Origin of the sequence: Parvibaculum sp. (assembly GCF_045863935.1) — a bacterium.
Taxonomy (GTDB): domain Bacteria; phylum Pseudomonadota; class Alphaproteobacteria; order Parvibaculales; family Parvibaculaceae; genus Parvibaculum.
This window is the reverse complement of sequence record NZ_BTVP01000018.1, coordinates 1-25,034: the sequence shown is the minus strand read 5'-3', so window position 1 is coordinate 25,034 and position 25,034 is coordinate 1. Positions and strand designations below refer to the sequence as shown.

Annotated in this window: 27 protein-coding genes; 14 read left to right on the top strand and 13 right to left on the bottom strand. The window is 63.7% G+C overall.

Going from position 1 to position 25,034, the window contains the following annotated elements; all coding sequences use genetic code 11:
- Positions 1–48: 48 nt before the first annotated feature.
- From hisI to folE, 3 genes are all read right to left on the bottom strand, one after another.
- The gene (gene hisI, locus ACKUUH_RS09370) at positions 49–486 is read right to left on the bottom strand and encodes a phosphoribosyl-AMP cyclohydrolase (RefSeq protein ID WP_407949637.1); all 438 of its coding nucleotides are present in this window, start codon (positions 484–486) and stop codon (positions 49–51) included.
- A gap of 119 nt (positions 487–605) precedes the next feature.
- Positions 606–1,970: a DUF1254 domain-containing protein gene (locus tag ACKUUH_RS09365; protein WP_407949636.1), complete on the bottom strand. Its 1,365-nt coding sequence runs from the start codon at positions 1,968–1,970 to the stop codon at positions 606–608.
- Positions 1,971–2,164: 194 nt separating this feature from the next.
- Positions 2,165–2,794: a GTP cyclohydrolase I FolE gene (folE, locus tag ACKUUH_RS09360; RefSeq protein WP_407949697.1), complete on the bottom strand. Its 630-nt coding sequence runs from the start codon at positions 2,792–2,794 to the stop codon at positions 2,165–2,167.
- Positions 2,795–3,359: 565 nt separating this feature from the next.
- Between folE and cysS the strand changes: the two genes are divergently transcribed.
- From cysS to thrS, 4 genes are all read left to right on the top strand, one after another.
- A complete protein-coding gene (gene cysS, locus ACKUUH_RS09355) occupies positions 3,360–4,766 on the top strand; it encodes a cysteine--tRNA ligase (protein WP_407949635.1) in 1,407 nt (468 codons plus the stop codon).
- Positions 4,767–5,267, top strand: a complete 501-nt coding sequence (locus ACKUUH_RS09350) for an iron-sulfur cluster assembly scaffold protein (protein WP_407949634.1) — start codon at positions 4,767–4,769, stop codon at positions 5,265–5,267. It begins immediately after the preceding gene.
- 149 nt (positions 5,268–5,416) lie between these two features.
- Positions 5,417–5,731: a membrane protein insertion efficiency factor YidD gene (yidD, locus tag ACKUUH_RS09345; RefSeq protein ID WP_407949633.1), complete on the top strand. Its 315-nt coding sequence runs from the start codon at positions 5,417–5,419 to the stop codon at positions 5,729–5,731.
- Between the two features lie 10 nt (positions 5,732–5,741).
- Complete coding sequence (thrS, locus tag ACKUUH_RS09340; RefSeq protein ID WP_407949632.1) at positions 5,742–7,700, top strand: threonine--tRNA ligase; 1,959 nt, start codon at positions 5,742–5,744, stop codon at positions 7,698–7,700.
- 128 nt (positions 7,701–7,828) lie between these two features.
- On the opposite strand, the gene ACKUUH_RS09335 is transcribed toward thrS, so the two are convergent.
- Both ACKUUH_RS09335 and ACKUUH_RS09330 read right to left on the bottom strand, forming a co-directional pair.
- Positions 7,829–8,383, bottom strand: a complete 555-nt coding sequence (locus ACKUUH_RS09335) for an SRPBCC family protein (RefSeq protein WP_407949631.1) — start codon at positions 8,381–8,383, stop codon at positions 7,829–7,831.
- On the bottom strand, positions 8,380–8,691 hold the full coding sequence (locus tag ACKUUH_RS09330; protein WP_407949630.1) for an ArsR/SmtB family transcription factor: 312 nt from the start codon (positions 8,689–8,691) through the stop codon (positions 8,380–8,382). Before ACKUUH_RS09330 ends, ACKUUH_RS09335 begins: the two co-directional genes overlap by 4 nt.
- Before the next feature lie 141 nt (positions 8,692–8,832).
- Between ACKUUH_RS09330 and ACKUUH_RS09325 the strand changes: the two genes are divergently transcribed.
- On the top strand, positions 8,833–10,587 hold the full coding sequence (locus tag ACKUUH_RS09325) for a hypothetical protein (RefSeq protein ID WP_407949629.1): 1,755 nt from the start codon (positions 8,833–8,835) through the stop codon (positions 10,585–10,587).
- A gap of 1 nt (position 10,588) precedes the next feature.
- Here the strand turns inward: ACKUUH_RS09325 and ACKUUH_RS09320 are convergent, their stop codons facing one another.
- A complete protein-coding gene (locus ACKUUH_RS09320; RefSeq protein ID WP_407949628.1) occupies positions 10,589–11,410 on the bottom strand; it encodes a hypothetical protein in 822 nt (273 codons plus the stop codon).
- 110 nt (positions 11,411–11,520) lie between these two features.
- Between ACKUUH_RS09320 and ACKUUH_RS09315 the strand changes: the two genes are divergently transcribed.
- On the top strand, positions 11,521–12,108 hold the full coding sequence (locus tag ACKUUH_RS09315) for a nitroreductase (protein WP_407949627.1): 588 nt from the start codon (positions 11,521–11,523) through the stop codon (positions 12,106–12,108).
- Between the two features lie 3 nt (positions 12,109–12,111).
- Here the strand turns inward: ACKUUH_RS09315 and ACKUUH_RS09310 are convergent, their stop codons facing one another.
- Positions 12,112–12,399 (bottom strand): hypothetical protein, encoded by a 288-nt coding sequence (locus tag ACKUUH_RS09310; protein WP_407949626.1) that lies wholly within the window; start codon positions 12,397–12,399, stop codon positions 12,112–12,114.
- A gap of 75 nt (positions 12,400–12,474) precedes the next feature.
- On the opposite strand from ACKUUH_RS09310, the gene ACKUUH_RS09305 reads away from it, so the two are divergent.
- Entirely contained in the window at positions 12,475–13,203 is a 729-nt protein-coding gene (locus ACKUUH_RS09305; RefSeq protein ID WP_407949625.1) for an HAD family hydrolase, read from the top strand.
- Here ACKUUH_RS09305 and ACKUUH_RS09300 read toward each other — a convergent pair.
- Positions 13,200–14,009: a phytanoyl-CoA dioxygenase family protein gene (locus ACKUUH_RS09300; protein ID WP_407949624.1), complete on the bottom strand. Its 810-nt coding sequence runs from the start codon at positions 14,007–14,009 to the stop codon at positions 13,200–13,202. The two genes, ACKUUH_RS09305 and ACKUUH_RS09300, sit on opposite strands and share 4 nt — an antisense overlap.
- 42 nt (positions 14,010–14,051) lie before the next feature.
- Complete coding sequence (locus ACKUUH_RS09295) at positions 14,052–15,482, bottom strand: tetratricopeptide repeat protein (RefSeq protein ID WP_407949623.1); 1,431 nt, start codon at positions 15,480–15,482, stop codon at positions 14,052–14,054.
- A gap of 180 nt (positions 15,483–15,662) precedes the next feature.
- On the opposite strand from ACKUUH_RS09295, the gene chrA reads away from it, so the two are divergent.
- The gene (gene chrA / locus ACKUUH_RS09290) at positions 15,663–16,991 is read left to right on the top strand and encodes a chromate efflux transporter (RefSeq protein WP_407949621.1); all 1,329 of its coding nucleotides are present in this window, start codon (positions 15,663–15,665) and stop codon (positions 16,989–16,991) included.
- A gap of 3 nt (positions 16,992–16,994) precedes the next feature.
- On the opposite strand, the gene ACKUUH_RS09285 is transcribed toward chrA, so the two are convergent.
- The 3 genes from ACKUUH_RS09285 to ACKUUH_RS09275 are packed head-to-tail and all read right to left on the bottom strand — an operon-like array spanning position 16,995 to position 19,246.
- The gene (locus ACKUUH_RS09285; RefSeq protein ID WP_407949619.1) at positions 16,995–17,918 is read right to left on the bottom strand and encodes a 2-hydroxyacid dehydrogenase; all 924 of its coding nucleotides are present in this window, start codon (positions 17,916–17,918) and stop codon (positions 16,995–16,997) included.
- 11 nt (positions 17,919–17,929) lie between these two features.
- Positions 17,930–18,778 (bottom strand): HpcH/HpaI aldolase/citrate lyase family protein, encoded by an 849-nt coding sequence (locus ACKUUH_RS09280; RefSeq protein ID WP_407949618.1) that lies wholly within the window; start codon positions 18,776–18,778, stop codon positions 17,930–17,932.
- A 3-nt stretch (positions 18,779–18,781) separates the two neighbouring features.
- Positions 18,782–19,246: a MaoC family dehydratase gene (locus ACKUUH_RS09275; protein WP_407949617.1), complete on the bottom strand. Its 465-nt coding sequence runs from the start codon at positions 19,244–19,246 to the stop codon at positions 18,782–18,784.
- A 102-nt stretch (positions 19,247–19,348) separates the two neighbouring features.
- Between ACKUUH_RS09275 and ACKUUH_RS09270 the strand changes: the two genes are divergently transcribed.
- From ACKUUH_RS09270 to ACKUUH_RS09250, 5 genes are all read left to right on the top strand, one after another.
- Entirely contained in the window at positions 19,349–20,518 is a 1,170-nt protein-coding gene (locus tag ACKUUH_RS09270; protein WP_407949616.1) for an acyl-CoA dehydrogenase family protein, read from the top strand.
- A 58-nt stretch (positions 20,519–20,576) separates the two neighbouring features.
- Positions 20,577–20,873 (top strand): type II toxin-antitoxin system RelE/ParE family toxin, encoded by a 297-nt coding sequence (locus ACKUUH_RS09265; RefSeq protein ID WP_407949615.1) that lies wholly within the window; start codon positions 20,577–20,579, stop codon positions 20,871–20,873.
- A 9-nt stretch (positions 20,874–20,882) separates the two neighbouring features.
- On the top strand, positions 20,883–21,185 hold the full coding sequence (locus tag ACKUUH_RS09260) for a HigA family addiction module antitoxin (RefSeq protein WP_407949614.1): 303 nt from the start codon (positions 20,883–20,885) through the stop codon (positions 21,183–21,185).
- A gap of 3 nt (positions 21,186–21,188) precedes the next feature.
- Entirely contained in the window at positions 21,189–21,596 is a 408-nt protein-coding gene (locus tag ACKUUH_RS09255; RefSeq protein ID WP_407949613.1) for an HIT domain-containing protein, read from the top strand.
- Between the two features lie 87 nt (positions 21,597–21,683).
- Positions 21,684–22,160 carry a PleD family two-component system response regulator gene (locus tag ACKUUH_RS09250; RefSeq protein ID WP_407949612.1) on the top strand — a complete coding sequence of 159 codons (477 nt, stop codon included), beginning with the start codon at positions 21,684–21,686 and terminating at the stop codon, positions 22,158–22,160.
- A 182-nt stretch (positions 22,161–22,342) separates the two neighbouring features.
- Here ACKUUH_RS09250 and ACKUUH_RS09245 read toward each other — a convergent pair whose 3' ends face one another.
- Entirely contained in the window at positions 22,343–23,761 is a 1,419-nt protein-coding gene (locus tag ACKUUH_RS09245) for a spinster family MFS transporter (RefSeq protein WP_407949611.1), read from the bottom strand.
- A gap of 163 nt (positions 23,762–23,924) precedes the next feature.
- On the opposite strand from ACKUUH_RS09245, the gene ACKUUH_RS09240 reads away from it, so the two are divergent.
- Positions 23,925–24,923, top strand: coding sequence for a lytic transglycosylase domain-containing protein (locus ACKUUH_RS09240; protein WP_407949610.1), 999 nt, complete (start codon positions 23,925–23,927; stop codon positions 24,921–24,923).
- The last annotated feature ends 111 nt before the right edge of the window (positions 24,924–25,034 follow it).

Sequence of the window (25,034 nt, the reverse complement as noted above, 5' to 3'; positions counted from 1 at the left end):
GGCGCTTTCTCTATATGGGGACGAAATGTGACGGAATTCGAGCGCCGCTCAGCCGTGGCGGTGCGGCAATTTCTCCGCGCCCACGGGCTCGAGTTTTCCGGGCTCGCCTTTTGGTACGCGGCGGTAGAAGCAGGAGCGGTAGCCGACATGGCAGCAGCCGCCGTCGCCCGCGACATCGACTTTGAGCCAGACCGTGTCCTGGTCGCAGTCGGTGCGGAGTTCGACCACAGTCTGGATCTGGCCCGACGTGTCGCCCTTGTGCCAGAGTTCACCCCGCGAGCGGCTCCAGTACCAGGCCTCACCGGTTTCGACGGTGCGGGCCAGCGCCTCGGCGTTCATCCAGGCAACCATGAGGAGTTCGCCCGTCTTCGCGTCGGTGGTTACAGCGGTGATGAGGCCGTCCGCATCGAATTTCGGCGAGAAGGACGTGCCTTCCTCGATCTCTTCCTTCGTGCCGCGGGGGGGGAAGGGGGCATTGCCGGTCATGTCTCTGTCTTTCGGATCCGATGAAAGGGCCCCGTCCTTCAGATGAAGGCGAGGCCTCTTGTCTAAGCGCCTTTTGCCGGTGGGCGCAATCGCTGTTCGGATGACCGCCGCCCGGGACCTCAATCCAGCCGTTTGACCGCCGGCGGCGCCCAGTCGCCCTCAAGCACGGCGGAGGTGGGCCAGTAGAGACGCAGGTTCATGGAGAAGGCGCCGGAGGCGGGTGCGGGCAGCCAGTTCGACTTCCATTCGGCATTCGGCATGTCCCGCTGGATGTAGAGGTCGAGCGAGCCATCCTCGTTGAACCTGAGCTTGTCGCGGTCGCCGATCGCAAAGCGGTCGACCGGATTGGCCGTGAAGAGCTGCTTTTCATTGTACATGGTGAGCGACCAGAAGGCGCGGGCGGGCGGAAGCTCGTCGCGCTCGAAGTGCATGACATATTTCGCCGCGCTGTCGAACGGTTTGCCGTCTGCCTGGGTGAGCGCGCTCGGGTAGATGGCGTCCTCGACGGGCACGGCGCCGAGACCGAAATAGCCGATCACGGCGCGCCTCATGTAGTCGATCCCGTAGGTGCCCATCGGATGACCGATCATGCGCCAGCCGTTGACGAGCGTGCCCGTGCGGGAAATGGCGATGCCCAACTTGCGCTGCGCGAGTGCCGGGGCGGCCTCGAATGCCGCCTGCAAACCGGGATCGAGGCGCGCGAGATCGAAATCCTCTCCGGGAATGAGGCCGACGCGGGCGAGCCTGTCGATCATGGCGTGGTCGTCGGCATGGGGCGGGTTCGTGCGGAGAAGCCCGGCGAAAATGCCGAAGAATTGCGAGGCATCCATCGACATGACCTGGTCGCTCGGCGCGCGCATGTCGAGCGCGGGGTCGAAAGTGCCTTCCGCGGGCTGGTACGAACCGTCACCCCATTTGGAGAGCGGCACCGCTTCGATGCCGGCCTGAAAATTCCGCACGGCGGGATAGTCGTCCGCGCCGTTCGTCTGGGTACGGCCGATCATCCAGCCGAGCGGCGTCGGCGAGCGGTAGGCGCGGACACCTTCAGGCAAGTCGCCGTTCCAATCCGGGCCGGTGATGGCGATGGTCTGCGCATGGGTGCCGGTGGTCCGCGAGCCGGGCGCAGCGAAGACATGGGTCCACATGTCCATGATGGGCAGCAGATAGTAGCGTCCGCCGGAATCCGGCACCGAGATAACCAGCGGCTCCGCGCTTACATCGAACCAGAGGGCGGAATAGAGCGTGTCCGCATTGGGCCGCACGACGGCGTTGAAGTTGTCGTCGGGAAAGCGCGGCATGTGGGTGAAGCGATTCATCGGCGCCTGGATGCGCAGGCTGTTCGCGCCGCTGGCAGGCGGAATGTTCGTCGATACCCGCCTGGTGATTTCCATGACGACCATCGGGAAGGCGAAGATATACGCGTCGATCGCGATCTCTTGCGCCAGCTCAGCCGAAAGGGGCGGAATGGTTGCGGCTTTGGTCATGGCTCATCCTCCTGCTTCGATGAGCGAGCATATGACCGGCGACCCGACGGCTGCACCAAACATCATTTCGGAAATTCCGCGTGGCGGAATCTACGACCGCGCGCTCAACCGGACTCAAGAGGCGGTTTCAAACGAAAAGGCCCCGCATTCAGATGAAGGCGGGGCCTCTTGTCAAAGTATCTGGCTTCCGGGGATCAGTATCCGCGGATCATCTGCATGAACCGGGCTTCCATGCGGGGATCTTCGCGGAAGACGCCGGTGAACTGCGTGGTGATGGTGGCGACATCGGGCTTCTTGATGCCGCGCGTCGTCATGCACTGATGCTTCGCCTCGATCAGGATGGCGACACCCTGCGGCTGGAGCGCGGCATTGATCGTGTCCGCGATCTGCGCGGTCATGGTTTCCTGCGTCTGGAGGCGGCGCGCGTAAATCTCGATCACGCGGGCGAGCTTCGAGATGCCGACGACTTTCTTGGTCGGCACATAGGCGATATGCGCGCGGCCGAGGATCGCCACCATGTGGTGTTCGCAATGCGACTCGATGTCGATGTCGCGGAGCATAACCATGTCGTTATACCCCTCGACCTCCTCGAAGGTGCGGGTGAGCTCCTTGTAGGGATTGACGTTGTAGCCCTCGAAGAATTCCTCGTAGGCACGCACGACGCGGCCGGGCGTGTCGATCAGGCCTTCGCGGTCCGGATTGTCGCCCGCCCAGGCGATCAATGTCCGCACGGCGGCTTCGGCTTCCTCGCGGGAGGGTTTTGTCACTTCCACCAGGCGCTCGTTATTCGTCTGGGCGCGAAGCCCATCAACTGCAGCATTCATGTCCATTCGACCAATCTCGTCCAGGGGTTTCCCGGCCGCGCCACCCTTTTCACGGGGCATCCCGTCCGGTTCAAGTCACAGGCTTTCCGCTGCGGGAAGTCCCGTTTTGCCCATCAAGCACGGGTCTTATGCCATGCTGTAGCTGATGTGACATCGTCTCAACCTTGCATATAGCCTTGCGGAAACTGGTTATCAAGGGCGGGAGAACCGCGATCCCACGCAAACTCGGGCCCGAGGCGGGACTGCGAAGCGCGCTCTCTTCCGGCATTCCTGCGGCAGATTTCCGGGGATGGATCGGGCTGGCGGAGCGGCTTTGGTTAATTCTTAAACCTTGCCGGGGATGATCGGTTTCGCTATCAAAACGGACAGAAGCGACCGCTTCTATCGCTCTTGAAAGGTTTGACGGTCATGACGCGCCGGACGACGTGTTGTCGAACTTCGATCCGCCTCAGCGGCGGATGCGCGGCTCGTTGCGCGACCACCGGTCGCGCCACCGTCTAAAGGCCCGTCGGAAAGCGGGCCGTCCGACCGGAACAACCCGCCGACCGACATCAAGGCCATCCCGATGAATACCCAGCTCAAACGCCACAAGCTCACGCTCTACAATACGCTGACGCGCAAGAAGGAAATCTTCGAGCCGGCGGACCCGAACCGCGTGACGATGTATGTGTGCGGACCGACCGTCTACAACCATGCGCATATCGGCAATGCGCGGCCGGCGGTCGTGTTCGACGTGCTGGCGCGAGTGCTGCGGCGTCTCTATCCGCACGTGGTCTATGCGCGGAACATCACGGATATCGAGGACAAGATCATCGCCGCCGCGAAAGCGCAGGGCGTCGATATCTCCGTGGTGACGGAGAAATATGCGGATATCTATCGGAACGACATGGGCGCGCTTGGCGTTCTCGCGCCCGATCTGGAGCCGAAGGCGACGGACAGCGTTGCCGAGATGATCTCGATGATGGAGCGGCTGATCGAAGCGGGACACGCTTATGCGGCGGATGGCCATGTGCTCTTCAACGTGCCGAGCTACCCCGGCTACGGGCGGCTTTCGGGGCGCGACCGCGACGAGATGGTGGCGGGGGCGCGCGTGGAAGTGGCGCCCTACAAGAAGGACCCGGCCGACTTCGTGCTGTGGAAGCCGAGCGCGCCGGACCAGCCGGGCTGGGACAGCCCCTGGGGCCGCGGCCGGCCGGGCTGGCATATCGAATGCTCGGCGATGATCGAGAAGCATCTCGGGCAGACCATCGACATTCACGGCGGCGGCATCGACCTGCAGTTCCCGCATCACGAGAACGAGGTGGCGCAGTCGGCCTGCTCGCATCATGGGGCGCCGCTGGCGCGCTTCTGGCTGCATAACGGCTTCGTGAACATCGAATCCGAGAAGATGTCGAAGTCGATCGGCAATGTGCTGCTGGTCCACGATCTCATCAGCCAAGCGCCGGGCGAAGCGATAAGGCTGGCGCTGCTCGCAGGCCATTACCGCCAGCCACTCGACTGGACGGCGGAGGGGCTTGCGCAGGCAAAGCGCATGCTAGACCGGCTCTATGGCGCGCTCCGGAACCTTGCCGATGTGCGCTCGGAGCCGACGAATGACGCGGCGCCGGATGCCTTTGTCGACGCGCTGCTCGACGATCTCAACACGCCGAAGGCGCTGTCGGAACTCTTCGCCATCGCCAAGCGCGCGAATACGGAGACGGACCCCGGCACCAAGGCGCTTTTGAAGGCGGAACTGATCGGCGCGGGACGGCTCATCGGCATTCTCGAAATGGACCCGGAAGCCTGGTTTGCAGGCGGCGGCACCGCTTCCCATATAGACGGGGACGAGATCGAGCGGCTCATTGCCGCGCGGAACGCGGCGCGCAAGGAGAAGAACTTCGCCGAGGCCGACCGTATCCGCGACGAACTTGCGGCGATGGGCGTTCAGATCGAGGATGGGCCGCAAGGCACAAGCTGGAGAGTGGCGAGCTAGATGCTCAACGAGATCTATAACAAACGCATTCTGGCCCTCGCAGCGGATATTCCGCATGGCGAGCGGCTCGATGCGCCCGACGCTTCGGCGACGGCGGTCTCGAAACTGTGCGGCTCGAAGGTGACGGTCGATGTGAAGCTCGATGCGGAGGGCCGGGTTGCCGATTACGGCGCCGATGTGAAAGCCTGCGCGCTGGGGCAGGCGTCCTCCTCGATCATGGCGCGGCATGTGATCGGCGCGAGCGCGGAGGAGCTTCACGAGGTGGGCGCGGCGATGCGGGCCATGCTGCGGCAGGGCGGCGAACCGCCGCGCGAGATTTATGGCGGCAAGTGGAAGGACCTCGAGGTGCTCGAGCCCGTCCGCGAATACAAGGCGCGGCATGCCTCGACGCTGCTCATTTTCGACGCGGTAGAGGAGGCGGTGGAAGCTGCGCTCGCCAAAAAGGGGAGTGGTACTGCCGCGCAGACCGGGACCGCCACTAGCACCGGCCCGGCCGCTTAGGCGCCGGGCCCGGCCGCTCCCGCGTTTCCGCCCGGGCGGCTTTTTCCAAGCGAAACAGACGGATAGGCCAGGAGCGCCGCTGCGTGCTCTCTGTTGTGCCGATTCCGATAAAAAGCTAACAAGTGCGTGTCACAAGGACGGGTTTTCCCATGCGGCGCGACCCTTTATCGCTCGCGATGCGCGGCCTGATCAGGCTCTATCAGTGGTTCATATCGCCGCTGCTGGGGCCGAACTGCCGGCATCTGCCGACCTGCTCGGATTACACCGTGCAGGCGATCGAGCGCTTCGGGCCGTGGCGCGGGGGATGGCTCGGACTGTCGCGGTTCGTCCGGTGCAATCCGTGGGGAAGCCACGGCTTCGACCCGGTGCCCGAGACGCTGGTGCCCCAGCCTTTCTGGGCGCCGTGGCGATATGGACGCTGGCGGATGAAAGAGCCCCGCGAATGCACGCACGGAACGCAATGAGAGAAGAGACATGATCAATCTGAAACTGCCCGATGATTCCGTACGTGAAGTGGAAGCCCCGCTCGACGGATTGGCCTTCGCCGAGAGCATCGCGAAATCGCTGGCGAAGAAGGCCGTGGCGATCAAGATCGACGGCCAGATGAAAGACCTCTCGACGGTGATCGACAAGGACGCCGCGGTCGAGATCGTCACGCGCGAGACGCCGGACGGCGTCGACCTGCTGCGCCACGATGCGTCGCATGTGATGGCCGAAGCCGTGCAGGAGCTTTTTCCGGGCACGCAGGTGACGATCGGGCCGGTGATCGAGAACGGCTTTTATTACGACTTTGCAAGGGCGGAGCCCTTCAAGGCCGAAGACCTCGAAAAGATCGAACAGCGGATGCGCGAGATCGTGGACCGCGACGAGACGATCACGCGCGAAGTGTGGGATCGCGACGAGGCGGTCGCATATTTCCGGAAGATCGGCGAGCATTACAAGGCGGAGATCATCGCTTCCATTCCGGGCGGCGAGCCGGTTTCGATCTACCGGCAGGGCAACTGGCTGGACCTCTGCCGGGGGCCGCATCTGCCTTCGACGGGCAAGCTCGGCAAGGCGTTCAAGCTGACGAAGCTTGCCGGCGCCTATTGGCGCGGCGACAGCCGCAACGAGATGCTTCAGCGCATCTACGGGACGTGCTGGGCGACGGACGCCGACCTCAAGGCCTACCTCACGATGGTGGAAGAGGCGGAGAAGCGCGATCATCGCAAGATCGGACAGGAGATGGACCTCTACCACTTCCAGCCGGAAGCGCAGGGGTCGGTGTTCTGGCACCCGAAAGGTTTCGTCATCTACAACCAGCTTGAAGCCTATATCAGGCGGCGGCTGAACGCGTCTGGCTACCGGGAGGTGAAGACGCCGCAGCTCATGGCGTCGAAGTTCTGGGAGCAGTCCGGCCATTGGGGCAAATACCGCGAGAACATGTTCGTGGTGCCCGATGAAATTCCGAATACAGAAGACGATGCGCCTGTGCTGTCGGGCGATGCCGATCTCATGGCGATCAAGCCAATGAACTGCCCGGCGCATGTGCAGATTTTCAACCAGGGCATCAAATCCTATCGCGACCTGCCGATGCGCATGGCGGAGTTCGGCTGTTGCCATCGCAACGAACCGCATGGCGCGTTGCACGGGCTGATGCGCGTGCGCCAGATGACGCAGGACGATGCGCATATTTTCTGCACGGAAGAGCAAATCCAGTCGGAGACGGAGCATTTCGTCAATCTGCTCTATGCGGTCTACCAGGACATGGGTTTTTCCGATGTCGTGATCAAACTCGCGACGCGGCCGCAAAATTTCGGCGGCACCATCGAGCGCTGGGACGCGGCGGAGAAGGCGCTGGGCGATGCGTTGCGCGCAACGGGACATGACTTCGTCATTGCGGAAGGCGAGGGCGCCTTCTATGCGCCGAAACTCGAATTCCACCTGAAGGATGCGATCGGCCGTTCATGGCAGGTGGGTACGCTGCAGCTCGACTATGTGTTGCCGGAACGTCTCGATGCGACCTATGTCGCCGAAGACGGTTCGCGCAAATATGCCGTGATGCTGCATCGCGCGATCCTCGGCACGCTGGAGCGGTTCATCGGCATCATGATCGAGAGTTGCGCGGGCAAGATGCCGATGTGGCTGGCACCCGTGCAGGCGGTGGTGGCGACGATCACATCGGAAGCGGATGAGTATGCCGTGAAGGTGGCGGAGGAGTTGCGTGCCGCCGGGCTTCGCGTGGAGCTCGATCTCAGGAACGAGAAGATCAACTACAAGGTGCGCGAGCACTCGGTGGGCAAGGTTCCGGCGATCCTCGTTGCCGGCAAGCGCGAGGCGGAAGAGGGGACGGTCTCGGTCCGCCGTCTCGGCTCGCAGGATCAGAAGACGATGGCGCTTGCCGATGTGGTGAAGGCGCTTGGCGACGAGGCGACGCCGCCTGATTTGAAGTGAGGGCTATATGAATGACGTCATGACCCGGCTTGTCCGGGTCATCCACGTCTTCCTTTTGAGCTGCATAGAAAGACGTGGATGGCCCGCATGAAGCGGGCCATGACGTTTTGGAAGGGCGCAAGCGTCTTTCACTTGCCGGTGTAACGCTTCCGGTATTCCTCTTCCACGCCATCGAAGGCGCTCCAGAACGGCGTCTTCGGATCGCCTTCGAGCTGCTCGGCGAGCATCTGGAGATGCGTGTGCCAGCCGCCGGAGACGTTGATCGCACCGTCGATGCCGGAAAGGCGGCGATGGGTGAGGACGAGGCGGACCTTGCCGGCTTCTTCGGATAGTTCGAATTCGACGACGCAGCCTGCGGGGTCGAGGTCGTCGTCCCAGGTGAATCCGAGACGGTGAGGCGGTTCCCAGACGGTGACGACATGCTTGCTGTCGAAGGGGCCGCCATATTTTTCGAAGCGCTTCGGCGGCTGCTCGGGGTGGGGCCCGAGATTGTTGTTGTCAAAGACGATGTCCATCTTGCCGCCGACGCGAGGCTCCATCGGCCCGGCGGCGAACCAGCGTCCGCGCAGTTCCTTGTCGGTCAGATACCCCCAGACACGCTCGATAGGGCCGGGGAGAAGGCGCTCGAAGCGCACCGTGTTCTTGTCGATCAGTCTGCCGTAGGTGTCGAGGGTGCTTGTCATTTCCTGTCCTTCTCTGCGTTGAGGGCGCTTTCCAGCGCGTCGAGTTTCGGACCCCAGAAGCGGCGGATATTGGCGAGCCAGGTCTCCATGTCTTTCAGCCCTTCCGGATCGAGCGAATAGATGCGGCGCTGCGCGTCGACGCGGACGCGGACAAGGTGCGCCGATTTCAGTGCCTTCAGATGCTGCGAGACGGCGGGGGCGCTCATCTCGAAGCGGCGTGCGATGTCGCCGGCGGCGAGTTCGCCCGCCGCCAGCATTTCAACGATCTGGCGCCTGGTGGGGTCGGCGAGGGCTGCGAATGTCTCCATGTGCTTATATTTATGTATATGCTTAATTAAGTCAATATGAAAATTAAAACATGGCCTGTCCGCATCGGACAGGGAGCGTGTGGCTATGGTTAAATGTGCGCAGGGGTGCTGTTGCAGAACGCCGGCGAGGGGCTTTCGAACATGACGCGCATGAGGACATGGCAGGGTGCGGTTTTCGCGCTCGTGGTGGCTTGTGTTCCGGGAGCGGGGGCAGCGGAGGCGACAGAGTCCGGCACCGCGACGATGGCGCCGGTGGCGAGCGGCGCCGAGACGATCGATCCCGCCTATTATCAGACGCCCGAAGCCTTCCGCTGGCGCATCACCAAGACGGAATGGAAGGAGAGCGACGAACGCGCCTTCGGCGAGTTCGTGACGGCGATCGGCGAAAGCCAATGCCGGACCTTCGACGAGTGCCTGAAGGGGCCGCACAACATCTACCGGGCGAGCGATCCGAAAGGCATGTTCTTCTATGCCGATTGCGCGGACCTGCCTTATGCGCTCCGGGCCTATTTCGCGTGGAAGAACGGCTTGCCCTTCTCCTACACGAGCGGCGTGGCGGCGGTCGGCCATTCCAACGATCTGCGTTATTCGCGGTATGGTAATTACGTCTATGCGCGAACGGATGTGCTGCCGCATCTGGAGGGCGCGTTTCCGAACGGGCGGAGCGTTCTCAACGCGATCAACAATGTCGTGTCGAGCGCGATGTACCGGTTCGCGCCGGGTGAGACGAAGGGCCAGCTTTTCGATTTCTATCCCGTAACGATTGCGCGCGGGGCGATCCGTCCGGGAACGGTGATCTACGATCCGAACGGGCATGTCGCTGTCGTCTACAAGGTGGAGGATGACGGGCGCATCCGCTTCATCGATGCGCATCCGGACAATTCGCTGACGCGCGGGTCCTATGGCAAGCGGTTCGTGCGGGCGTCGGCGCCGATGGGCGCGGGTTTCAAGAACTGGCGGCCGGCGAAACTCACAGGCGCGAAACAAGGCGCGGACGGCACGTGGTATGGCGGGCGCGTCGAACTTGCGGCGGACGATGCGCTTGCCGACTGGTCGGACGAGCAGTTTTTCGGCACGGAAAACCCTCGCGCGACGCAGTGGATGGGCGCGCGCTTCGTCTACAAGGGCGAACGGCTCGACTATTACGACTATGTGAGGGCCGCGTTGGCGAAGGGCGATGTCGCCTACGAGCCCGTGGGGGAAGCGCGGCTGATGGTGCGCGAGCTTTGCGACGACCTGCACTATCGCGCGCAGTCGATCGACATTGCCGTGAAGGCGGGGCTCAGCAGCCGCGCGCAGCCGGGGCGTTTGCCCGACAATATCTACGGCACCTCCGGCGACTGGGAGACCTATTCGACGCCCTCGCGCGACGCGCGGCTGAAGACGTCGTTCGTGGAACTTCGCGAACAGATCGCGCGCTTCGCCGAGATGGCGGAAACGGGCGATCCGAAACTCGACTATGAGGGCGACGATGTGGCGCGCGACATCGCAGAGGCCTACCGGCAGGAAGCGGAGGCCTGCGAGGTCGTCTACACGGCGAGCGACGGATCGGCGCGGCGGCTCGGCTTCGAGGAGGCGCGTGCGCGGCTTTTCGACTTTTCTTTCGACCCGCATCACTGTCCGGAACTGCGCTGGGGTGCGACGGCGGCGGAAGAACTCGCAACCTGTCCGGACGGCGCGACGAAGCGCGCCTGGTACGAGGCGCAGCGGCGGCTCCGCAACCAGACGGAGCGCGCCTACGATGTGAGGATGGGGTTCACGCTTGCCGACCTGAAGGCGGCGGTGCCCGGAAGCGGCAGCGATGTGCCGCCCGAGACGGATGTGCTTGGGCTCATCGGCGAGGTGAAGGCGGAGAGCGTTTCAGGGGAGAGCGTTCGAGCTTCCACCGGGCCCTGAGTCAGAAGCGGTACCAGAGGCCGAGGCGCCATGTCGTGCCGTCGACGGTGTTTTGCCCGGCGATCGTCCGTTCCATGCCGACTTCCAGCGAGACGCCGGGGGCGAGGTCCTCGGGCAGGGCTTGAACCAACGAGAGGGCAACCTTGTTGGCGGTGTAGGAATCGCCCACATCGGTCGGGCCCAGTGCCGTGGTGTTGAGGCTTTTCAGAAGCAGCATGGTGCTGGCCCAAGGCTTCGCGCCGAGCGTCACGTCGGCTCGTGCTTCGGCGGGCCTGCCGCGGTCGCGGTAGTTCCAGGCGATTTCCTGCACCGAGAACATCTCCATGTTCCAGACGGTATCGCTGCGCGCGAGCACGAGACCAAGTTCGATATCCATGTCGCCACTTCTTGTGGCGGAGGGGTCGTCGCTCGTCGAGGCGAGATGGAGCGTTGCCAGAGGCTGGAACGAAAACCTCGTCTCTTCCCAGTCGCCGAGCGAGATACGTCCGCCCGCTTTCAGCCGCGTGAAATCCTCGTCGGCATATTCGGTGCCGAAGAAATCCGTCTCCTGCCGCGACCAGGCAGCCTCGCCGATCAGCGTCAGCCAGTTTGTGAGGCCGTATTCGGCGTAGGGCGAGACTTCGAGTTTGGTGTAGTGGCTCGTCCAGCGCTTCGTGCCGTCGGACTCAAAGCGCTCGTCGGCGGAAAGCCGGGTGAAGCTGACAATGACCTCGCCCGTGCCGGGCTCGAGCGGCCAGCCGCCTGCTTGTGCATCGCCCGCCCACAGCAGAACGGCGAGCGCGGCGGGCAGGATCGCCGCCCTGCACGAAGAGAGTTGTTGCAATGGAATGCCCCCATCCCCGGAGGGGATATGTTGACGGGTGGGCTTGCCTAAGTAAAGCGGGGGCCATAAGTAAAACCGGGCCTTACCCGACAGTGCGCAAAGGAGCCACCGTGCCGAAATCCCCGGAGACGATCGACCTTCTGCTGACAAGGCGCTCCGCGAAGGCCCTCACCATGGTGGAGCCGGGGCCCGGCGAGGAAGAACTCCAGACGATCCTGCGGGCCGGCGCGCGCGTGCCGGATCATGGCAAGCTCGCGCCGTGGCGTTTTATCCTCTTCAAGGGTGAGGCCCGGCGGCAATTCGGCGAGGTGCTTGCGCGCATCTACGCCAAGGTGGAGCCGCGGGCTACGGGCGAGCAGATCGAGTTCGAGGCGGGCCGCCTGACGCGCGCGCCGGTGGTGGTCGCTGTGGTGTCGCGGGTGACGCCGGGGATCAAGATTCCGGAATGGGAGCAGCTTCTTTCGGCCGGTGCGGTCTGCCAGAACATGCTGATTGCGGCGACGGCGCTCGGCTTCGGCGCGCAGTGGCTGACCGAGTGGTATGCGTTCGATGCCGATGTGAACCGGGAACTCGGGCTCGGCGAGAACGAGAAGATTGCGGGTTATCTCTATTTCGGCAGCGAGAGCGTGGCGAAGGACGAACGTCCGCGCCCGGAGCTTTCGGAGATCACGTCGGAGTGGCGTCCGCGCGAGGGCTAGGCGTCAGCCGCCCTTGTAGCCCGGTGCGCCGCGGACCTCGCCCTCGCCGAAGCGGGTGAGAGCTGCGGCCTGGCCGATGGCGACGCCCGACTTGCCGCGGGGGGCTCGTGCGGCGGCAGAACCGCCGCCGAAGAGGACGCTCCAGTTGTCGTAGAGGAAGGACAGAAGCACCAGCCCGAGGAGGGAGCCAACGGAAATCGCCGCGGCTTCGCTCTGCATGTAGATTGCGCCTGTCACGCCGACGAGCAGCGCTATCAGGACCACGGCGATAACGATCTTGAAGGTTCGCATGGCGGCGTTCTCCCGACTTCTTGCACGGCGTACCTGGCGGCACTATAAGCCGGAACTGTGCCGGAACGGAACAAGATGAGGAAAAACGGAGGAAATGCGGGGCGTGGCCGCATAAGGGGCGTGCTGTTCGACAAGGACGGGACGCTTTTCGACTATCACGGCACCTGGGGGCCGATCCTGAGCGAAGTGGCGGCCGCGCTGGCGGGCGGGCAGGTTTCGCTCGTACCGGCGATGCTCGCTTCCATCGGGTACAGGGAGGAAACGGGCCGCTTCGAGGCCGGGAGCATCGCGGCGGCGGGGGACACATTCGCGCTTGCCGATGCCTGGCGCGGCCTGCTCGGCGTCAGCGACCGGGAGAGGCTCGTCGCGCGGCTCGACGGCTATTTCGCCGAACTCGGGCCGGAGCGTTCCATCCCCGTCACCGATCTCGGCGTCTATTTTCAGGCGATGAAGGGAAGGGGTTTGACGCTCGGCATTGCGACGAACGATGTGGCAGCATCGGCGGCGGGGACGATCCTGCGCTTCGGGCTTTCGGACTATATCGACTTCGCGGCCGGGTATGACAGCGGGCACGGTGCGAAACCCGGACCCGGCATGGCGCTCGCCTTTTGCGCGGCGTCGGGGCTGGCGCCCGCCGACATCGCCGTGGTGGGCGACAACATGCACGACCTCGAAATGGGCCGCGGCGCGGGGGCGGGGCTTCTTGTCGGCGTGCTGACGGGAACGAGCGGGGAGGCGGACCTCGCGCCGCTCGCCGATCATGTCATCGCGGACATCACACTGCTGCCAGCGCTGCTGGACTAAGCGAGATCCCAGATCGACTTGAAGTCGCGTTCCTCGCCAAGCAGGCGCTGGGCGGGCGTCTTCTTGTCGATGTGACCGATGAGGCTGCGATAGGTGCCGAAGCCGCAAAGTTCCTGCAGGCGGGGCTCGAACGTCTTCACGAGGCCGAGGGGCAAGCCGAGCTGCTGGTTTTCCTGCTGGCGAATAAATCCCGCGCAGTAATTCATGGCGATGCCGACGCGGCGTTTTGACGAGCGGTTGGCGCCGCCGCCGTGCCAGAGACTGCCATGCCAGATGAGGACGGAGCCCTTCGGCATTTCGGCGGGGATGCTGTCGTAGTGCGTTCCGTATTCGGGAGAGGCATCGCGCTTATGCGAACCGGGAATGATGCGCGTGGCGCCGTTCTCCTCGGTGAAGTCGGTCAACGCCCACATGGAATTGCAGACGAAGGGGATGTGCGGCTTGGCCGCCGGCATCACCTGATCGTCGGCATGGATTGGCTGCGCCTTCTCGCCGGGGTCGATGGAGATCGACGAGAGCGAGGAGACGAGGCAGCCTTCGTCCAGCACGCCTTCGACCACCGGCAGGACATTCGCGTGGACGGGAATGCGCTGAAAGACCGGCGCGAGGGCGAGCAGATTGTAGATGCGGACGGTGTGGTGGCCTTCGAAGCCATTCTTCGCGGGCACGATGTTCATGTCGCGCTCCAGGCGGAGCAGCGTGTCGTTCAATTCGTCGAGGAGGGCGGGCTCGATCGTGTCATGCACGATGGTGTAGCCGTCCGCTTCCACTGCCGCGACGTGGCGGGCCTTATCTTCCGGTGTCATGGTGTCCTCCCACAGGCCGCGATGATAAGCGCAAGGGTTGCGTCAGCGCCAGCTTGTCGGTTTCACGTCGAAGGCGAGGCTGATGCGCCGCTCATTGCCCGAGAAGGGCAGCGTCCGGTGGAAGAGGTAGGAGGGGAAGAAGAAGGCATCTCCCACGCGCGGCTCGAAGGTGATCGTCATCGGTTCGAAGACGGCGTCGAACTCCGGCGGCGGATTGCCGAACTCGATCCAGCCGTCCTTGCTTCCTTCGCCCTTGCCGAGTGAGGAGGGCAGAGAGACGTAGTAGACGCCGCTCATCCAGCCGCCGACATGGATATGCGAATGCTGGTGTCCGCCTTCGGAAAGGAGCGTGCCCCAGAGATCGAGGTGGTAGGTCTTTGGCACCTGGCAGCGATAAGGGTGGCCGGGCTGCAGGCGGATCGTGTCGAAATGTGCGTCGATCGCCTTGCGGAGCATTTTTTCGAAGGCAATGAAAGGCTCGCGCGGCGCATCGAGGAGGAGGCCGGTCTGACCGCCCTTGCGTGTCGCCTTGCCGGCGGGTTCCCAGACGAGCGTCGGGTCTTCATCGAGGGCAGCGGCAAGGGCGGCGTTGAGGTCTGCCATGGACGCATAGGTCTCGGGCGGGGTGAGCTTGTGGCGGGAGACGAGTTCGCCCATCTCGGCGCGGTAGCCGGTGGGCATTTCGCCGAATTCCTGCGCGCGGGCATAAGGCAGCCATGCGGCGGCGCGGCGCTCGGGACCATGGACCGCGAGGGCGCGCTCGAAGATTTCGGCCGCTTCGCGCGCCTGCCCGAGCTTCAACTGCGCCATGCCGAGGCTGACATAGGAAACCGTGTCTTTCGGATTGAGCGCCACGGCCTTTTCATAAGCCGCCGCGGCCGCTTCCATGTCGCCCTTTTTCTGCAGCGCATTGCCGAGATTGCCGTAGGCGGCGGCGAGGTTCGGATTGTGGGCGATGGCCGTGTTGAAAGCGTCGATCGCCTCGTCCACGCGCTCTTGCCGGAGCAGCACCATGCCGAGCTGGACATTGAGCGCCGGGACGCCGCCATTCGCGATGGCATTGCGGTATTGCGTTTCGGCATCGGCGAAGCGGTTTGCGCGCTGATAGAGCTGGCCGAGCGTTGCGGCGAGCATGGGATGTGTGGGGAAAAGACCGGTCGCGTGCTCATAGACCTGCACGGCCTCGGCCCATTGCCCTGTCTGTTGCAGAAGACGGCCAAGATTGATCCAGGGCGTCGGCTCGGTTGGCGCTAGCTTGAGGGAATGCCGCAGGAGGTTTTCGGCTTCGTCGAATGCGCCGCGCTCCACGATGATCGAAGCGAGCAGGGCCATGAGGTCGGCGTCCGTGGGGATCTCGGCGAGCAGGGCGCGGCAGCGCTCCTCCGCCACCTTGCGGCGGCCTTCCTTCATCAGTGTCAGGATTTCGCGATAGTGCGCGGGAAGCGCGGGCGCTTCCGGGGATTGCGTCGTCAAGCCGATACCCTTTCAGGCAGATACGCTTTCAGAATGGGGGCTCAAACTGCACAGCGCCGGGCAGCGCGTCAATGCTCCTGCGAGTCGCGAAGGCGAACAAGCGGCTGCAAGCGTCGCAATCGGGTGTCATATTGCCGGGGCGAGCTTGTGAATCGCCTTTCCGGAGAGGCCGTTAACGCTATGACCGTTGCCAGTTCCGTGCCTTTCCGCGAGGCTTTCCGCGTCTGGGTGAAGATCGGTCTTCTGAGCTTTGGCGGTCCGGCGGGGCAGATCGCCCTCATGCATCGCATTCTCGTGGAAGAGAAGAAGTGGCTTTCCGAGCCGCAATTCCTGCATGCGCTGAATTTCTGCATGCTGCTGCCGGGGCCCGAGGCGCAGCAGCTTGCGACCTATTCGGGCTGGCTGCTGCATGGCGTGAGAGGGGGGCTGGCGGCAGGGCTCATGTTCATCCTGCCGGGCGTCGCGGTGATGCTCGCCTTGAGCGTGCTTTATGCGGCCTATGCGGAGCTTGCCTTCGTGGAGGCGCTCTTCTTCGGCATCAAGGCGGCGGTCTTCGCCATCGTGATCGAGGCGTTGATCCGCATTTCCAAGCGCGTGATGAAGACCGGCGCGCTTTACGCCGTGGCGGCGGCGGCCTTCGCGGCGATCTTCTTCCTCGATGTTCCTTTCCCGGTGGTGGTGCTGGGGGCCGCGCTTTTCGGGTTCGCGGCTGTCCGCGTTTCGCCTTCGGTTTTCGGCGAGGCGTTGCCGGCAGAGGAGAAAGGGACAGCGAATGGAAACGGCGTCCGTGCCGGGCGATCCTTTCTCCGCATGATCGCAACGCTTGTCATCGGGTTGACGGTGTGGCTCGGGCCGGTTGCCGCGCTTCTCCTCGCGTTCGGCGCGAGCCATGTCTTCACGCAGGAAGCGGTCTTCTTTTCGAAGATGGCGGTGGTGACCTTTGGCGGCGCCTATGCGGTGCTTGCCTATGTGGCGCAGGAAGCCGTGCAGAATTTCGGCTGGCTCAATGCGGGCGAAATGCTGGACGGGCTCGGGCTTGCGGAGACGACACCGGGGCCGCTGATCATGGTGCTGCAGTTTGTGGGCTTCCTCGGCGCCTATCGCGGTGAGACCGGGCTCGACCCGATGGCCGGCGGGATCGCGGGCGCGGCGATCACGACCTGGGTGACGTTCGCGCCGTGCTTCCTGTGGATTTTTCTCGGCGCGCCTTACGTGGAGCGGCTCAGAAACGTGAAGAGCCTCAACGCCGCCTTCACCGCGATTACGGCGGCGGTGGTCGGCGTGATTGCGAACCTTGCGGTCTGGTTCGGGCTTCACGTGTTGTTCGGCGAGGTGGCCGAAACGCGCTTTGCGATTTTCAGGTTGTTTGTGCCGAATGTCGCGACGCTCGATCCATGGGCGCTTGCGCTGAGCGTAGCGGCGGTCGTCGCCGTGCTGAGGTTCAAGGCCGGGATGCTGCCCGTGCTCGGCGTTGCCGCCGTGCTGGGCCTCGCGATCCGCTTTCTCTGACTTCTATTCGGCCGTGACCGGATTGGGCAGCGGCTTACCCGCGAAGAAGGCGTCGAGATTGGCGATGACGGTATCGCCCATCGCGACAATGGCTTCCGATGTACCGCCGCCGAGATGCGGCGTGACGACGATGTTCGGCAAGCTCACGAGATCGGCGCGCGGGTTCGGTTCGTCCTCGAAGACGTCGAGGGCGGCGCCGGCGATCGTTCCGTTCTTCAGCGCGGCGATGAGCGCGTCCTCGTCGATGGCGGAGCCGCGCGAGATGTTGACGACATGGCCTTCGGGGCCCAGCGCGCTCAGCACCGCCGCGTTCACGAGATGACGGTTCGTTTCGTCGGCGCGGTGGGCGAGGATCAGCGTGTCGGCCCAGGTGGCGAGATCGAGCACGGAGCGGAAATAGCGGTAGGGAATGCCCTGCTTCTCATTGCGTCCGAAATAGCCGATTTCGGTTTCGAAGCCTTCGAGACGTTTGGCGATCTTCAGGCCGATGGCGCCGAGGCCGACAATGCCGATCTTGCGGCCCGTCAACCCGCGCAGGAAGAGGAGAGGCGCCGGGCTGTCGCCCCGCCATTTTCCGGCGCGAGTGATCCGGTCCGCCGCCACGACCTTGCGGATCGATGCGAGAAGCAGCGCAACCGCGAGATCGGCGACGGTCGCGGCGTTGGCGCCGACCGTGTTCGCAACTTTGATGCCCCGCCGCTCCGCTTCCACGACATCGACGCCTTCATGGCCCGAACCGAAACAGCAGATGAGTTTCAGTTTCGGCATCGCATCCATCAGCGCCGCATCCGTGACATTCGCGCCGATGGTCACGAGGGCTTCGGCCTCGGCACGCTGCGATGGGTCCGTGATGACGGTGAAGCGCTCCGAAAGTTTCCGCTCGAAGGGCTTGCCGAGCGGAAGGGCGAGGAAGACGGCAGGTTTCATCGGTACTGTTTCTAATGTCCGGCGCGGGCGAGAAGGGCGCGCGCCTGTTTCAGATGCGGGATGTCGAGCATGACGCCGTCAAGCGCGACAACGCCGACATCGCCCGCCTGCTCGAAGGCGGCGACGACCGCACGCGCGTGGGCGAGATCGGCTTCGCTCGGCGTGAAGACCTCGTTGATGATCGCGACCTGGGCGGGATGGATCGCCATCTTGCCGGTAAACCCGTCGCGGACGGCGGCACGGGCTTCCGCTTCGAGGCCTTTCTCGTCGCGAAAATCCTTCCAGATGCCATCGACCGGTTGAACGCCCGCGGCGACGGCGCCGAGCAGCGTCAGCGTGCGGGCGAGTTGGTAGGGAGCGGTGTAGAGACCGCTTTCGTCCTTGTTGTCGCGCGCGCCGAGCGCGGCGGCGAGGTCTTCCGCTCCCCAGGTGAGGAAGGCGAGACGCGGGTGCGACCCTCCATAGGTGCCGAGGGTGAAGAGCGATGCGGCGGTTTCGGTTGCCACACAACCGATGCCGATATCCTTCGCGCCGCCAAGCTTGTCGATGGCGTTGCCGACTTTCTTCACGCAATCGCCGGAAAGCGTCTTCGGCACGACGATCATGTCGGGCTTCGCCGGGATGACGGCCTCGAGATCCTTTTCCCAGAAGGGTGTGTCGAGCGCGTTGATGCGCAGAACGAGTTTGGGGCCTGAGCGGTCCGCGGTGTTCAGATAGGCGGCGGCGGCACTGCGCGCCGCATCCTTGGCGGAGAGGGCGACGGAGTCCTCAAGGTCGAGGATGAGCGCATCGGCGCCGCAACTTGCCGCTTTCGACAGTTTCTTTTCGCTGTCGGCGGGGACAAAGAGGAAAGACCGCATCTCTCAGTGTTCCCCCGGACCCTTGGCGTGCATGAAAGCCTGGCGAATGCAGGTGGCGACTTCGACGCCGTGCTGGTTGTAGGCCTTGTGCTCGAAGGTTACGATGCCCGCAAGCGGTCGCGATTTCGAGCGGCGCTTCGAGACGACGCGGGTTTCGATGCGCAGCGTATCGCCCTGGAAGACTGGCTTCGGGAAGGAAATGTCCGTCATGCCGAGATTGGCGATGGTGGTGCCGTGCGTCGTGTCGTTCACCGAGATGCCGATCATGAGACCGAGCGTGAAGAGGCTATTCACCAGCGGCTTGCCGAATTCCGTTTCCGTCGCGGCATAGTGATGATCGAGATGGAGGGCGGCCGGGTTCATGGTCATGGTGGAGAAGAGGACGTTGTCCGTCTCGGTCACCGTGCGCCGGATCGGGTGCTTGAACACGTGCCCCTCTTCGAACTCCTCGAAATAAAGTCCCGGCATGCTGGTCCTCGTCCTTCATTACTGCAGGTTGTATCGCCATCCCGCTCCCGGCTAGGTTATAGCCTCACGCGAGAGAACACGAAACGGCACGGGGGAGGATAAATGGATTTCCGGCTTACCGAGGAACAGCAGGCGATCGGCGATGCGGTGGGACGTATCTGCGCGAGATATGACGACGCCTATTGGCTGGCTCGCGACCGCGATGGCGGCTTTCCGGACGACTTCGTGCGCGATATCGCAGCGGGCGGATGGCTCGGCGTGGCCATGCCGGAAGCCTTTGGCGGTTCGGGGCTCGGCGTGACGGAGGCGGCGATCGTCGCGCAGACCATCGCGGGGTCCGGGGCCTGTCTCTCGGGGGCGTCCGCCATCCATATCAACCTCTTCGGGCCGATGCCGGTCGTCGTCTTCGGGACGGACGAACAGAAGGAGAGGAACCTGCCGCCGCTCATCAGGGGCGAGGACCGTTGCTGCTTCGGCGTGACCGAACCCGATGCGGGGCTCAACACGACGGCGATTTCGACACGGGCGGAGCGGGACGGCGACTTCTATGTGGTCCATGGGCGGAAGATGTGGACCTCGACGGCGCAGACCGCGAACAAGATCCTGCTTCTCGCGCGGACGACGCCGAAGGAAAAATGCGCGAAGGCGACGGAAGGATTGTCGCTTTTCTATACCAATCTCGATCGTGGCGGCGCGACGGAGGTGCGCGAGATCGAGAAGATGGGGCGGAAGGCGGTCGATTCGAATGCGGTGTTCTTCGACGGGCTTCGCGTGCCGAAGGAAGACCTGATCGGCGAGGAGGGGAAGGGGTTCCACTACCTCCTGCACGGGCTCAACCCGGAGCGGGTGCTGATCGGGGCGGAGGCGGTGGGCGTCGGGCGTATTGCGCTGAAGAAGGCGACCGATTATGCGCGGGACCGTGAAGTTTTCGGCCGGCCCATCGGCAAGAATCAGGCGATCCAGCATCCGCTGGCGCGCTCATGGGCGGAGCTCGAGGCGGCGAACCTGATGGTGTTCAAGGCCGCCTCGCTCTACGACGCGGGCGAAAATTGCGGCGCGGAGGCGAATGCGGGCAAGTATCTTGCGGCCGAAGCGGGCTTCCGGGCCTGCGAGACCGCGATCATGACCCATGGGGGCATGGGCTATGCCAAGGAGTTTCACGTGGAGCGCTATATGCGCGAGATCATGATCGCGCGCATCGCGCCGGTGAGCCGGGAGCTGATCCTGAGCTTCATCGCCGAGCGGGTGCTCGACCTGCCGAAGTCGTATTGACGCCGCCTTGAAATTTGTACCGTTGAGTGGTACATAGGGATTACCGGAGGAGCGGCAGGTGACAGGCGGGTTCCGGGATAGCTGGCTCGGCGACTTTTTCGAGAAGGACAAGCGGTCGAAGAAGATACCGGCGGATATAGCCGACAGGCTGTTTCGGAAGCTGCAGATGATTGACGACGCCGTTTGCGACCAGGATTTAAGGGTGCCTCCGAGCAATCATTTCGAGAAACTGAGCGGTTGCCTCAAAGGGTGGCACTCCATCCGGGTCAATGGACAGTGGCGCCTGATTTTCGAATGGGACGGCGACCGGGGAGAGGCAACGAATGTTTACCTCGATAACCATGAATACCGTTAGGAAGCGAATATGCGCGTGACAAAAAGAAAGCCTGCAAGCGTGGGGGAGGTTCTGACGGAGGAGTTCATGGTTCCGCTCGGGCTTACTCAGAGCGACCTGGCCGAGAAGATGTGTGTGCCCCGCAAGCATGTGAACGAGTTGTGCAACAACCGGCGGGCAATCACGGCAGACACGGCGTTGATCCTGGCGCGGGTGTTCGACATGAGCCCGGATTTCTGGCTCAACACGCAGCAGCGCAACGATGTCTGGGAAGCGCTCAATACCCCAAAGCGGCGCGAACGCATTGAGCGTGCGCGTCCAGTGGCTGCCTGACCTATGGCGTTCGAACTTCACGAGAGGCTGGCGGCGGATACGCTGCTCATCGCCGACCTGCCACTCTGCCGGGCGCTGCTGATGAATGACCGACGGTTTCCCTGGGTTATTCTGGTTCCCCGGCAGGAAGGGTTGAGGGATTTCGACGATGTCGCGGCGGGGGAGAAGCCCGATTTTCACGCCGAGATCGACCTGGCCTCGGCTGTCCTGCGTGAGGCGACGGCGGCGGAGAAGATGAACGTGGCGGCACTGGGGAACATGGTGCCGCAGCTTCATGTTCATGTGATTGCCCGCTTTTCCGTGGACGCGGCCTGGCCGGGGCCTGTGTGGGGCGTGGGAACGGCAGAGCCTTATGGGCAAGAGGAGGCGCGGGCGCTGGTCGAAAAGCTCTGCCTCGGATTTCATGGGTAAGCGGCCTCACGGTTAACGATTGGTTTAAGACTCAGCGCCTAGTGTCCCAGCTGAAGACGGGTTTGCCCGCACTCAGGAGACGGACGCTTGGTCAACGCCCTTATTGCCGAACCTTCAACCGAAGCGCGCCGCGCCGCGAGCCACATGCTCGAACGGCTGGGCTTTCGCGTGGCGGGTGCGGCATCGGCAGAAGAGGCGCTGGCGCTCATTGCCGCGACCGGTCCCGATCTCGTGCTTGCCGAGGCGAGGCTCGAGACGGCAGACGGCAGGCCGCTCACCGAGGCTGTCCGCGCGCAGGCGGGGGGCATGGATCTCTGCCTTTTCCATGTCACCTCGGACGGGGCCGCGGCTTCGATCCGCCGAGCCATCGAGGCCGGGGCGGACGACTATCTCGTGAAGCCCTATGACGAGGCGCTGCTGCGTTTCAAGCTGGCCCAGGCGCGCACGCGGGGCCGCCTCGATGCAGGGCGGCCGAAGCTGCGGGTGGTGCAAGAGGGCGCGCGCATTGGTGCGAGCACCGGCGCAACATCATGGCGCTTCGGGCTCTACGGCAAGGCCGTCTGACGGCCTGTGGACAAGTCCGCTCCGCCGCGCAGGGCAGGGGCTTCGCCTTCTCTCTTCATATTCCGGTTTGTGGCCCTCAGGTTTTGAATCAGGTGCCTCAGATTTTGAATCAAGGTGCGGTGCGACTTGCCATCAAGTTCACGATCGAGATTCGGTTTACCATTTAACCTTCTGATTTTTATCTATTTTTCGTGTTCTGCGCTCCAGCGATTCAGGTAGTCGAGGCTTTCCGTGTAGGGGCGTAGCGCGAGCACGCCCGAGATCACGGCAAGTACCAGAACGACCGCAGGAACGAGCACCAGCGAGTAGCGGAGCATCATCTCGTCGCCATAGATGTAGTCCGTCGCGAGCGCGATGGAGGTGGGTCCGAGGCCGAGGCCGATGATGTTGACGACGAAGATCATGACGGCGGAAGCGAAGCCGCGCATCTGGTTCGGCATCAGTTCCTGCAAGGCAGAGGGGCCCGCGCCGGTCGTGAAGGTTGCGAAGAAGGTCGAGAAGCAGATGAGGATGAGCGCGACCCAGGGGCTGTCCATCAGCGGGTAGAGGACCGTGAAGGGCAGCGCCGCGAGCCCGGTGAAGGCGCAGACCATCATGCGGCCGTTGCGGATGCCGCGGCTGGTGAGCACGTCTCCCATCCAGCCGCCGGCGACGACGCCTGTGGTGCCGAAGATGACAATGACCCAGCCATACCACCAGCCGGCCATCGGATAGCTCCAGTCATAGGTGCGCACGAAGAATGTCGGGATCCAGGCGGCGACGCCATAGGCCATCATGGCCGAGAGGGCGTAGCAAAGGTTGAGGGGGACGACGGTGCGCCAGTTGGTGCGCATATAGCCGAGAACCTCGGAGACGGGCACTTCAACGGCGGTTTCGGTGCCATCTTCGGCGACGGTCTTGCGCATGTAGCCGCGCCGGTCCGGTTCCTTCAGCGTCCAGACCCAGAAGGCGACCAGAAGGCCCGGCAGGCCGACGATGAAGAAGGTGATCTGCCAGGCATAAACCTCGCCGATGAGGGGCAGCTCCATGCCGCCGCCATTCGAGACGAGGCCGATGACGGCCGCTCCGATGATGAGGGCGAGGCCCGCGCCGATATAGACGCCCATGCCATAGACGCCGAGCGCGAAACCGAGCCTTTTGGGCGGGAAGTAATCGGCGATGATGGAATAGGCGGATGGCGAGAGCGCCGCTTCGCCGACGCCGACACCGGCGCGGAAGATGAAGAGCTGCAGGAAGGAGCGGGCGGTGCCGCAGAGCGCCGTCATCACGCTCCAGATGAAGACGCCGACAGCGATGATGTTGATGCGGTGGTGGCGGTCGACGAGGCGGCCGATGGGAAGGCCGGCGACGCTGTAAAAGACAGCAAAAGCAAAGCCTTGCAGGAGGCTCATCTGCGTGTCCGAAATTTCGAGGTCGCGCTTTATCGGCCCCACGAGCAGGCTGAGTATCTGCCGGTCGATGAAGGAGAAGGTGAAGGCAAGGACGAGGACCGCGACCACGTACCAGGCGTAAATCTGCCTCGGGTATGGTTTTTCGGCCTTTCCTTCATGCGGGTGATGAAGTTCCTCTTCGACCTCGGCGGCCACTTCGACTTCGGACATGCTCCCTCCCTCTTTGCGAAGCTTCGCTCCGCGCTTTTCACGAAGCTTAGCGCGGCGGCGCGGGAATGCTTGTGAAAAACACAAGATTTCCGCCAGACGGAACGTTAATTCGTCTGGCATGGGGCTTGCGACCTTCCACGCAGAGAAGGAAGGAAACGGCCCCATGAGCCTTGTCGAAACCATTGCCCTGCAACCTACGATCGCGACCGCGCTGAAGTCCGCGAGCGTGCGCACGGGCACGGATTTCGACTATCTCCTGAAGACGGCGATGCGCGAATCGAGCCTGGATTACGAAGCAAAATCAACGACTTCGAGTGCGCTCGGACTTTTCCAGTTCACCGAACAAAGCTGGCTCGGCACGCTGAAAAAACACGGCGCGGAACTCGGTCTCGGGTCTTATGCAGAGGCCATTACGGAGACCGCCAAGGGCCGCTACACAGTGGCAAATGCTGCCCAAAGGGCGGAAATTCTTGCCCTGCGCGAAGATCCGCATGCATCGGCGCTGATGGCGGGCGCCTATACGCAGGACAGCGCCGAAATCCTGGAAAGCCGGATCGGACGGAGCGCGAGCGAGGGCGAACTCTACATCGCGCATTTCCTGGGCGCGGGCGGTGCGGCGAAGCTGATCGAGGCTTCGGAAGAGACGCCAAATGCCCGTGCGGACATGCTTTTTCCGGCGGCGGCGGCGGCGAACCGCTCCATCTTCTACGCCAAGGACGGCACGCCCCGGAGCGCGGCCGAGGTGCATGCGAACCTCGTCGCGAAACATGAGGGCGCGGACGCGACGCGGATCGCCGAACTCGCCGACAACGCCCGACTGTCATCGAAACGTCATCGAAATGTCACGGACCGTTCCGGCGCGCCGACCGATCTCGCCAGCGGGGATATCCGCACGGGATATGCGACGCGCGGCGCGGCCCTGTTGTCCCCGGTTTCGGGTGGCGGCGGTTCCGGCGTTTCGGGGACAAGTTACGGACGGACGCCGCTCAAACTTACCCCCGGGGTTGTGGAGCTTCTCTCGTCGCTCAATCCGATTCCCGAAGGACGCTCGTCGCTGAAGGGCGGGGACAAGGCGGACCGGCGCGAGGCCGCGGAGGAACGCCGCGAGGCGCGGCGCGAGCGCGAGGCGCTGAGGCCGCATTCCGGGTTCTCGTTCGGGTAGAGGTTGCGCGTCCGGCCCCCGCCCCGAACGAGCCGCCGCTCGTTCGACCCTCCCCGAGGATTTCTCTGCAAAAGAGGGTGGCGGCTGGTGTTGATTGATGATTCCCTGTTT